The 9847-nt window shown below is 71.0% G+C and carries 7 protein-coding genes; 6 read left to right on the top strand and 1 reads right to left on the bottom strand.

The features are described 5' to 3' along the window. The 6 genes from D474_RS0125705 to D474_RS0125680 all read left to right on the top strand — a co-directional run. Nucleotides 1-2036 (top strand): LuxR family transcriptional regulator (locus tag D474_RS0125705; protein ID WP_017616357.1); only part of this gene is annotated, 2036 nt, incomplete at its 5' end. Between the two features lie 92 nt (nt 2037-2128). Then, nucleotides 2129-2920 carry an ABC transporter ATP-binding protein gene (locus D474_RS0125700; protein ID WP_017616356.1) on the top strand — a complete coding sequence of 264 codons (792 nt, stop codon included), beginning with the start codon at nt 2129-2131 and terminating at the stop codon, nt 2918-2920. Then, nucleotides 2917-3633, top strand: coding sequence for an ABC transporter ATP-binding protein (locus D474_RS0125695; RefSeq protein WP_017616355.1), 717 nt, complete (start codon nt 2917-2919; stop codon nt 3631-3633). Before D474_RS0125700 ends, D474_RS0125695 begins: the two co-directional genes overlap by 4 nt. 9 nt (nt 3634-3642) lie before the next feature. Beyond that, on the top strand, nt 3643-4494 hold the full coding sequence (locus tag D474_RS0125690; protein WP_017616354.1) for a branched-chain amino acid ABC transporter permease: 852 nt from the start codon (nt 3643-3645) through the stop codon (nt 4492-4494). A gap of 3 nt (nt 4495-4497) precedes the next feature. After that, the gene (locus tag D474_RS0125685; RefSeq protein ID WP_017616353.1) at nt 4498-5571 is read left to right on the top strand and encodes a branched-chain amino acid ABC transporter permease; all 1074 of its coding nucleotides are present in this window, start codon (nt 4498-4500) and stop codon (nt 5569-5571) included. A 23-nt stretch (nt 5572-5594) separates the two neighbouring features. Continuing rightward, nucleotides 5595-6935, top strand: coding sequence for an ABC transporter substrate-binding protein (locus tag D474_RS0125680; protein ID WP_040704496.1), 1341 nt, complete (start codon nt 5595-5597; stop codon nt 6933-6935). A 540-nt stretch (nt 6936-7475) separates the two neighbouring features. On the opposite strand, the gene D474_RS30105 is transcribed toward D474_RS0125680, so the two are convergent. Continuing rightward, entirely contained in the window at nt 7476-9704 is a 2229-nt protein-coding gene (locus tag D474_RS30105; RefSeq protein ID WP_051051128.1) for a DUF6531 domain-containing protein, read from the bottom strand. Between the last annotated feature and the right edge of the window lie 143 nt (nt 9705-9847).

Genomic DNA, 9847 nt, shown 5'->3' with positions numbered 1-9847 from the left:
CCCCGGAGCCGCTCCTGCTGCCCGCCCGGCTCCGCGCCCGGCTCCTCGAACCCGTCCGGGACCTGCCCGAACCCGCCCGACGCCTGCTCCTGCTCGCCGCCCTGGGCGGGGAACGCAGCCTCAGCGACCTCCTCTCTGCCGGCGGGAACACCCCCGCCGAGGACCTCGCCCCCGGCGTCCTCGAACCGGCCGAGGAGCGCGACCTCGTCCGGGTGCACGGGGGCACAGTGCGCTTCACCGACCCCCTCCTGCGCGACGCCCTCGCTCAGGACGCCCCCGTCACCCGCTCCCGCGAGGCCCACCGCGCCCTGGCCGCCGTGACCGATCACGAGCACGACCCCGTCGCCTTCGCCCACCACACCGCCGAGGGCGCCGCAGCCCCTGACGCGGGGCTCGCCGAGCTCGTGGACCGGGCCGCCCGCCGCGCCGGCCGCGTCGAGGGGCGCGCCGCCGCCTCATCGGCCCTCGAACGCGCTGCCCGCCTCACCCCCGACCCCGACACCCGCGCCTGCCGCACGGCCTCCGCCGCCTACCAGGCCTGCATGGCGGGCAACACCCCCCGCGCCGCCGACCTCGTCGCCCGCGCTCGCCCCCTGGCGGTGAGCGACCGCCGCCACGCCACCATCGAGCTCATCGACGCCCAGCTCGCGATGCGCGACCAGAACAGCATCGACGCCGCCGAACGCCTGCTCCGCATCGGGCGCGAGCTCATGCCCCACGACCGCCCCCTGGCCCTGCGAGCTCTCGTACGCTCGGCCGATTCCGCGTCCCTGGCCGGCGACCCCGTCCGGCACGCGCACGCGGTCGATCTCGCCCTGCCGCTGGTGCGCGACGACGACCCCGCGGTCATGCGGAGGACGGCCGACTTCCTGCAGGGGTGCGCGATCTCCTTCCGTGGCGACTACGCCGGCTCCACCCCGATCCTGCGCCGGGCGGTGCGGTTGGCCGACGGCGACGCCGAACCCTCCGAACTCATCTGGGCGGGGATCGCAGGGCTCCGCCTGGGCGACAACCCTTTCGTGCGTGGTGTGATGACCCGGGCCGCCGATCAGGGCAAGGCCCGGGGCGAGCAGGCGACCATGCCCGCAGCCCTGGGATTCCTCGTCTTCTCCGAGTTCTGGAGCGGACGTTTTCCTTCCGCCGCCGGCACCGCGCTCACCGGACTCCGGGTCTCGCGCAGCAGCGGGCAGAGCATCTGGGCCACCCACCACCTGGCCTCGCTCGCCATGATCGCGGCTATCCAGGGCGACGTGGAGACCTGCCAGATCCGCGCGCGGGCCGTCGCCTCCCAGGCGGGGGAGAAGAGCCTGGGCCTGGCCGCCGCCGTCGCGTCCTGGGGGTCGGCCGTCCTTGAGCTCTCCCGAGGCAACGCGGCCGAGGCCTTCTTCCGTCTGCGTTCCCTCGCCAACGCCGGACCCGGACAGGGGCACCCCACGATGCGCCTGCTCACCGCCCCGCACTTCGTGGAGGCCGCCACCCGCATGGGCGAGACCGCGTGGGCGGCTGCCTCCCTGGCCGGGTACCGTCGCTGGGCCGAGTCCGTGGACAGCCCCAGCGCGCTCGCCCTCGCTGCCCGGTGCGAGGGCCTGCTGACCAGCGGCGACGAGGCCGCAGACCACTTCGAGACCGCCCTGGCCCTGCACCGTGCCGGGGGCGACGACGACGTCGAACACGCCCGCACCCAGCTCCTCTTCGGCGCCCACCTGCGCCGGGCCCGCCTACCCGGACGGGCCCGTGAACACCTCCACAACGCCCAGGAGTCGTTCGAGCGCTTCGGCGCCCGCCTGTGGGTCAGGCAGACCCGTGCGGAGCTGCGTGCCCTCGGGACCGCTGACCGCGGTCCCGATCTGCCCGCCACCAGCGAACTCACCGCGCAGCAACAGCAGATCGCCCGCCTGGTCGCCGAGGGTGCGACCAACCGGGAGGTCGCCGCGCACCTGTTCATCAGCCCGCGCACGGTCGAGCACCACCTGCGCGGCATCTTCCGCAAGCTCAACATCCGTTCCCGGGTGGACCTGGCCCGGCTTCTCAACTGACCCCCAGCGGGCCGGTCGACCGCACGCCCGCGGACCCCCATCATACCAACTGGTCGGTACGCGAATCGGTGACCTGGAGAAAGGCACAATCCATGACAGCGACTACCACCGGCGAACTCCTCGGAGCGGAGGGCATCACCGTCCGCTTCGGAGGCCTGACCGCCCTCGACCGCGTCGGGCTCCACGTCGCCCCCGGCTCCGTGGTCGGCCTCATCGGCCCCAACGGCGCCGGCAAGACCACCCTGTTCAACGTGCTCTCCGGGGTCCTGCGACCCAGCGAGGGCACCCTGACCTGGAAGGGCGAACCCGCTGTCGCCCGCCGCCCCCACGAGAGCGCCCGCGCAGGCATCGCCCGCACCTTCCAGGGCCTCAACCTGTTCCCGAAGCTCTCCGTGCTCGACAACGTCGTCGTCGGCGCCGACCGCACCGCACGGGGCGGCCCCCTCTCCATGCTCACCGGCCTCGGCCACCACCACAGCGATGAGAAACGCCTCCGCGAACGCGCCATGGAGACCCTCGAGTCCTTCGGCGCCGCACAGTACGCCGACCGCCTGCCCGGCACCCTCCCCTACGGCGTACAGAAACAGGTGGCCCTCGCCCGTGCCTGCGTCGCCGACCCCGAACTCCTGCTCCTCGACGAACCCGCCAGCGGCCTGTCCGGTGACCAGATCGACGCTCTAGCCGGGCAGATCCGCACCTTCAGCGAGGACATGGCCGTCGTGCTCGTCGAACACCACATGGACCTGGTGATGCGCGTGTGCGACCACATCGTCGTGCTCAACTTCGGCGAGGTCATCGCCACCGGAACCCCCGACGAGGTCCGCAACGACCCCGCCGTCACCCGCGCCTACCTCGGCACACCCGGCAACGGAGACACCGAATGAGCGAGACACCCCTCCTGAAGGTCGAGGACCTCACCGCACACCACGGCGCCGTGTGCGCCCTCGACCGCGTCAGCATCGACGTGCCCGAACGCGGCCTCTGCGCCGTCCTCGGCGCGAACGGGGCCGGCAAGTCCACCCTCCTGCGCACCCTCACCGGGCTCCACCCGGCCACCTCCGGCAGGGTCACGCTCGACGGCGAGGACATCACCCGCCTGCCCGCCGAACGCGCCGTCACCAAGGGCCTCGCGCACGTGCCCGAGGGCGGGGGTGTGATCGTCGAGCTCACCGTCGAGGAGAACCTGCGCCTGGGCGGGCTCTGGCGCTCACGCCACGACCCCGAGACCCTCGCGGAGGTCCTCGACCTCTTCCCGCCCCTGGTCGAACGGCGCGGCAAACCCGCCGCCACCCTCTCCGGCGGGGAACGCCAGATGCTCGCCATCGGCCGCGCCCTCATGGCCCGGCCCCGCGTGCTCCTGCTCGACGAACCCTCCCTGGGGCTCGCGCCCATGGTCACCGAGCAGATCTTCACGCTCCTGGGCGACCTGCGCGAACGCACCGGGCTCACCGTGGTGCTCGTCGAACAGAACGCCGCCGGTGCCCTGGGAGTGACCGACCACGGTTTCGTGCTCAACCAGGGCCGTGTCGCAGCGGAGGGCCCCTCCGACGAGCTGCTCTCCGACGACCGCACGCGCCACGCCTACCTCGGTTTCTGAGGAGCCCCCATGGACCACTTCATCAACCTGACCCTCAACGGGCTGGCGCTCGGGGCGGCCTACTCCGCACTGGCCCTGTCGCTGGTGCTCATCTACCAGGCCACCCGCCTGGTCAACTTCGCCCAGCCCGCGTTCGCCCTGCTGTCGGTCTACGCCGCCTTCGCCGTCACCCAGATCACCGGATCGTACTGGCTCGGCTTCGGCGCCGCCCTGATCACCGGTATGACCGCCGGTGCTGCCGCCGAACGCTTCGTCGTACGCCCCATCGCGCGTGTGTCCCCGCTCAACGGCGTCATCGTCACCCTCGGGATGCTCCTGGTCGTGCAGGGCGCCGTCGGCATGATCTGGGGCAACGAACAGCACGCCTTCGGGTACGCGTTCAGTTACGTCGGACGGTTCTCGCCCGCGGACATCTTCGCCGTCAGCGCCGTCGCCGGTGTCGCGCTCCTGCTGTTCCTGCTCTACCGCTTCACCGCGATCGGGCTGCGCATGCGTGCCGCCGCCCACCACCCCGAGGCCGCACGGCTCAGCGGGGTGCGGGTCGGCCTCATGCTCACCGCCGGGTGGGCGATCGCCTCCTTCATCGGCGCGCTCGCCGGGATGCTCGCCGCACCCCCGTTCCTGTACCCCAACGTGTTCGACATCGTGTTCGTCTTCGGGATCACCGCGGCCGTCGTCGGCGGCCTCGACAACCCCTTCGGGGCCATCCTCGGCGGGATGCTCATCGGCCTCGGCGGCTCCTGGGTCTCCGGTTACGTCGGCCCGGAGCTCGCCACACTCTCCGCCCTGGTCATCGTCGTGGTCGTGCTGAGCGTGCGCCCCGACGGCATCCTCTCCCGACCGACCGCGCGAAAGGTCTGACCCATGTCCACCACCACCGGACAGCGCCCCGAGCCGTCCACGGGGGCCGCCTCCACACCCCCGCCGTCCCTGCCCGAGAAGTGGCGCGCCCTGCCGCTGCCGGCCCGGAACCTGCTCGGGGCCGCCGTGGCGCTCCTGGTCGTCACCGCGTTCCTCGCGGTCACCGGTGACCTCACCGCGCTGCGCCTGGCCACCGTCGGGTACACGTTCCTCGCCCTGGCCGGGCTCCAGCTGCTGGTCGGCGGCAGCGGACAGATCTCCCTGGGCCACGGCGCGTTCATGATGATCGGCGCGTACACGATGGCGCTGCTCGTCCTGCACCTGCCGATGCTCCCGCTGGCGACCAACCTGTTCATCGTCGTGGCCGTCTCCGCGGTCGCGGGGATCGCCGTGGGTGCAGCCACAGCCCGGCTGCACGGCCCCTACCTCGCCGGTGCCACGCTGATCCTCGCGGTCGGGCTGCCCGGCATCGCGCACCGCTACCACGACCTGTTCGGCGGCTCCAACGGCCTCAACATCCGCACGGTCGGGGTACCGCCGTTCCTCGACGGGGTCGTCACCACCAGCGAGTGGCGAGCGCTCGTGGTCTGGTTCACCGTGCTGCTGGTACTGGCCGCTCTCGCGACGATCTCCGGCGGACGACTGGGCCGCCGCATGCGCGCGATCCGTGACGACGAGACCGCAGCCGCGATGTCCGGCATCCCGGTCGGACGCACCAAGGTCGTCGCCTTCATCATCGCCTCCGCCGCCGGCGGTCTGGCAGGCGGGCTGCAGGCCTACGCGCTGGGGACCGTCACACCCAGCTCCTTCGCCCTGGTGCTGTCCCTGACCCTGATCGCCGCCCTCGTGCTCGGCGGTATCGGCAGCCTGTGGGGCGCGCTGTGGGCGGCAGTCGCCGTCGTCTACCTGGAGGTCTGGGCCTCCGACCTGGCCAGGGCCATGGACCTCGGCCACAACGTGCAGCACAACCTGCCGATCGTGCTGTTCGGTGTCGTGCTGATCCTCGTGCTGCGTTTCTGGCCGCTCGGCCTGCACGGCGGCCTGCAGGCCCTGCGCAACCGCATCGCACGCCGCTGACCACCCGATCCTTGGAGGAGACCATGCCGGCGAACAGACGAGGCCGCCGCCTGGTGCAGGCGGCGGTCGCCGGGGCGCTCGCCCTGGTGATGACCGCGACCGCCTGCACCGGGGCGGGGCAGATCGAAGAAGGGGTGCCTGCCGACCTCGACGTGGCCCCCGGTGTCACCGACGACTCCGTGGTCATCGGCGCCCACCACCCCCTGACCGGGCCCGCCGCGCCCGGCTACCTGTCGATCTCGCGGGGCGCCTCCGCCGTGTTCGACTACATCAACGAGCAGGGCGGGGTGAACGGGCGCGAGATCGATTTCCGGGCAGAGGACGACGCCTACGACCCCTCGATGACGATCGACGTCACCCGCGAACTCGTCATCCGCGACGAGATCTTCGCGATGATGGGCGGCCTGGGGACACCCACGCACAGCGGCGTCATCGACTACCTCAACGAGGAGGGCGTGCCCGACGTCTTCCCGTCCTCGGGCGCCCTGGCCTGGAACAACACCGATGTACACCCGCTCACCTACGGGTGGCAGACCGACTACACCAAGGAGGCCAAGGTCCAGGGCGAGTACATCGCCGAACACTTCCCCGGCCAGAGCGTCGGTTACCTCTACCAGAACGACGACGTGGGGGTGGACTCCCAGGCCGGCCTCGACCAGTACCTGGAGGAGGACGTCGTCGCGCGCCAGCACTACGAGAGCGACGTGACCGACCTGAGCGCGCAGATCGCCGAACTCGACCGGGCCGGTGCCGATGTCGTGGTGTGTTCCTGCATCCCTGCGTTCACCGCGATGGGCATGCTGGAGGCCTCCCGCATCGGGTTCGACCCCCAGTGGATGGTCTCGAGCATCGGCGGGGACACCGCAACGCTCCAGGGTCTGTTGCAGGAGTTCACCTCGGACACGGCGGCCGAGGGGACACCGGCCGACGCGTTCCTGGAGGACACCCTCGTCACCAGTTACATCCCGCGCGTCGAGGACACCGAGGACGAGTGGGCGCAGTTCTTCCGCGACGTGTACGAGGAGTACGGCGGCGAGGACCCGATCACCAACACGCACATCTTCGGGATGTCGCAGGCCGTGATGTTCGCGCAGGCGCTCAAGTCAGCCGGCCCGGACCTGACGCGGCAAGCGCTCGTCGACGCGTTGGAGACCGAGGAGTGGCGCGGACCCGGTTTCGTGCCGTTCGCCTCCTCGGACGGTGATCACGGCGGCCACGAGGGGGTCTTCGTGGTCCAGCACCAGCTCGACGGCACCCAGGACTGGGTGCAGGAGGCCCGCGTGACCGACCGCGAGGACGGGCCGATCGAGCAGGTCGAGGACTTCGACCGCGCCATGCCCGACGAGCTGGAGTTCCACGACTGAGGCCACGCGTAACGCGCGTCGGGTGCGCGTGTCCACGGCTCTGCGCTCCACGCGGCCCGAGGGGTCGCGTGGAGCGTTCTCCGCGACTGGGCCCACTCCTTCATCCCGTGAGCGGGGAGACTTCCGTTCCACTTGGGATCGGACGAACTGTTCGGGGGGTCACGCACGTACCGGGTGCGGTCCCCGTCCTCCTGCTCGATGCTGGAGATGCCCAGCGCGGTGTTGGTCAGCGTCTGGGTAACGGCGTCCTCACCGGAGCCTTGGGTGAGGGTGCGGCGCTGGGTGGAATCGGCGGTGTCGTAGGTGATGGCCGCATCCAGGCCGGTACCGCCGGCGTCCTTGTCCTGCATCTGCCCGGTCGGGCTGTAGCCGATCTCGATGTCCCCACCCACGTCGGTGAGGTTGCCGGCCTCGTCGTGGCCCAGCTCGGTGCCGTCCACCGCGGTGACCTGGTCGGCCTCGTTGACCTCGTAGTCGGTCCCGCCCAGGAGAGGAGGTTGTCGGCCTCGTCGTAGGTGTAGTCCTGCTCGCCGTCGCTGGTCAGACGGCCGCGCTCGTCGTAGGTGAACTCCAGGCTCTGGCCGTTGACGGTGCGCGACTGCAGCTTGGTGCTCTCTTCTCCCTCCTCGTCGTGTAGGAGTAGGCGGCCTCGGCCAAGGCCTCGCCGTCGGCGTTGGCCATCACCGACTCGACCAGGAGTCCGGCCTCGTTGTGCTCCAGCTCCTGGGCGGCCCCGTCCGGGAAGGTCACCTGGCTGCGGTGGCCGGCCTCGTCGTAGCCGATCTCGGTCTCGCCGTCCTGGTCGTCGGTGACGGCGGTGAGGCGGTTGGCAGCGTCGTAGGTGTATTCGGTGGTGGCGCCGTGCTCGGTCAACGAGGTCAGGTTGCCGGCCTGGTCGTAGGTGTAGTCGTAGGACTCGTGGTCGTCGCCGTCGTCGCGCCCGGTGTTGGCCACCTCGCCGCGCTTGTTGTAGGTGTGGGCCACGGTGGCCTGTGGGGTGTGGGTGGCAGTGACATCACCGTTGGCGTTGTACTCGGTGGACTGCAGGATGTCGCCGTCGTGGACGATCTCGGTGACGCGGCCCAGGGCGTCGTAGGAGTATTCGATGGTGGTGCCGTTGCCGTCGGTGACACTGCTCACCCGGGAAAGAGCGTCGTAGGTGAAGCCGGTGGTGCCAAGCGGGTCGGGCTGATCGATCTCGGTGAGGTTGCCGTCCTCGTCGTAGGAGAACTCAGTGGTGGCGCCTTCGCCGTTGGTCTGTGAGGCCAGGGTGCCGTTGTTGTTGTACTCCAGGCTCTGTTCGGGCTCCTCGGCGCCGGGCCGGCGGACCTGGGTCAGGTTGCCCCGGTCGTCGTAGTCCAGCTCCACCTCCCCATCGGGAGCGTCGATGGAGGTGGGCTTGTGCGGGTTGGCCGAGTCGGCGTATCCGACCTGGAACTCGGCGCCGGTGGGCAGCTCGGTGCCGACCATGTTGTTCAGGTCGTCGTAGTCGTGGGTGGTGGAGTTGCCCGCCGGGTCGGTCGCCCCCGCCACCGAGGCCGCCGAGGTCCAGGCCGTCGAGCGGGTGTTGCCCTCGGCGTCGGTGGCCTCCTCCTGGCGCCCTGCCTCGTCGAAGGCGTGCGTGGAGGTGTTGCCGCGCGCATCGGTGACCTCGGTTCGACCGTCACCGTGGTCGTAGCTGGTGGTGGCGGTCTCATCGCCGGTCACCGGCTTGGTGAGCTCTTGGAGGCGGCCATCGGCGTCGTGGTCGAGCCGCCAGGTGTGGCCGCGGGCGTCGGTGACCTCGTCCAGGTGGTTGTCGTCGTCGTAGGCGAACTCGACGGTCTGCCCGGCCCGGTCGGTGATCTCGGTCAGCAGTCCGTCGGCGTCGTAGGCGTACTCGGCGGCGGTGGTGCCGGTGGGGTCGGTGACCTCGCTCGGCCCGATGCGGCTCTCGTGCCAGTCGAGTTCGGTGACGCGGTCCTGGTCGTCGCTGATGGAGGTGACCAGGCCGTCGTCGTCATAGCCCAGGGTCTGGGTGTTGCCGTTGTGGTCGCTCTGGGAGTAGAGCCATCCGTCGGCGGTGAAGGTCCACATCTGGTCGGCGTAGGAGCCCTGGCCGAAGGTCAGGGCGTAGCGGCCGTTGTCGAGCTCTTCGAGGTCGGCCTCCATCTCCTCGGGGGACTCGAAGGCGCCGCCGCCCTGGTCGGTGAAGATCTCGCAGAACCCGGAGGGGCCGCGGAAGACGACGTCGTCGGAGTCGGTGATGAAGTCCAGGCCCACATCGGTGCCGGTGGAGAGCTTCCACCCGTTGGCGCCCGGGTCCTGGCTGTTGTAGACGCTGGAGACCGACAGGTCGATGCCGGTGCCGGGGATGGTCAGATCGCGGTGGCGCAGGACGGTGTTGCCGTTCTCGGTGTTGACGTCCAGCTCCAGGCGGTCGCTGATCTGGTGCCGCTCCAGAGGGTAGTGCTCCTGCACACCGCGGTTGGTGCCGTCATCGCACGACTGCCCCGCCTCCTCGTCCTGGGCGGAGAAGGTCTTGGGGGCCTGGTCGGACTCGCGCTCGTGGGGCTGTTGCCAGTTCTGATCGGGCGGGTCGCCGCCCGAGGGTTCGGAAGTGGTCTCCTCGGGCGGCTCCCAGGTGTCTCCCTCGGGCACCTGCTGCGAGCCCGAGTCGCCGGACTCGGCCGGGGCGGGCGGCGGTGAGAGCAGGGAGACCGCGGTGACCAGCGCGGTCGCGGCCGCGGCCGCGGGGATGGTGGATCTGCGCGGGGGATGCGCGGACATGGTTCTCCGTCGGATGGGCCCCATGCACGTCGTTGGCGTTGCGCGGGGCGAAGGGGGATGGTGCCGGTGGTGCGGGCTGTTCGGGCAGCGGTTGCCGTCCGGCCCGGTGAGCGGACGGGTCGGGGCGGTGGGCCTCCAAAAAA

It is taken from the genome of Nocardiopsis salina YIM 90010 (assembly GCF_000341025.1).
GTDB classification, from domain to species: Bacteria; Actinomycetota; Actinomycetes; order Streptosporangiales; family Streptosporangiaceae; genus Nocardiopsis; species Nocardiopsis salina.
The sequence above is the reverse complement of the archived record's forward strand: the minus strand, read 5'-3'. Positions and strand labels throughout refer to the sequence as shown.

Coding starts and splice junctions, on each gene's coding strand:
- D474_RS0125700 (WP_017616356.1), top strand. CDS start 2,129: ATGACAGCGACTACCACCGGCGAACTCCTCGGAGCGGAGGGCATCACC.
- D474_RS0125695 (WP_017616355.1), top strand. CDS start 2,917: ATGAGCGAGACACCCCTCCTGAAGGTCGAGGACCTCACCGCACACCAC.
- D474_RS0125690 (WP_017616354.1), top strand. CDS start 3,643: ATGGACCACTTCATCAACCTGACCCTCAACGGGCTGGCGCTCGGGGCG.
- D474_RS0125685 (WP_017616353.1), top strand. CDS start 4,498: ATGTCCACCACCACCGGACAGCGCCCCGAGCCGTCCACGGGGGCCGCC.
- D474_RS0125680 (WP_040704496.1), top strand. CDS start 5,595: ATGCCGGCGAACAGACGAGGCCGCCGCCTGGTGCAGGCGGCGGTCGCC.
- D474_RS30105 (WP_051051128.1), bottom strand. CDS start 9,704: ATGTCCGCGCATCCCCCGCGCAGATCCACCATCCCCGCGGCCGCGGCC.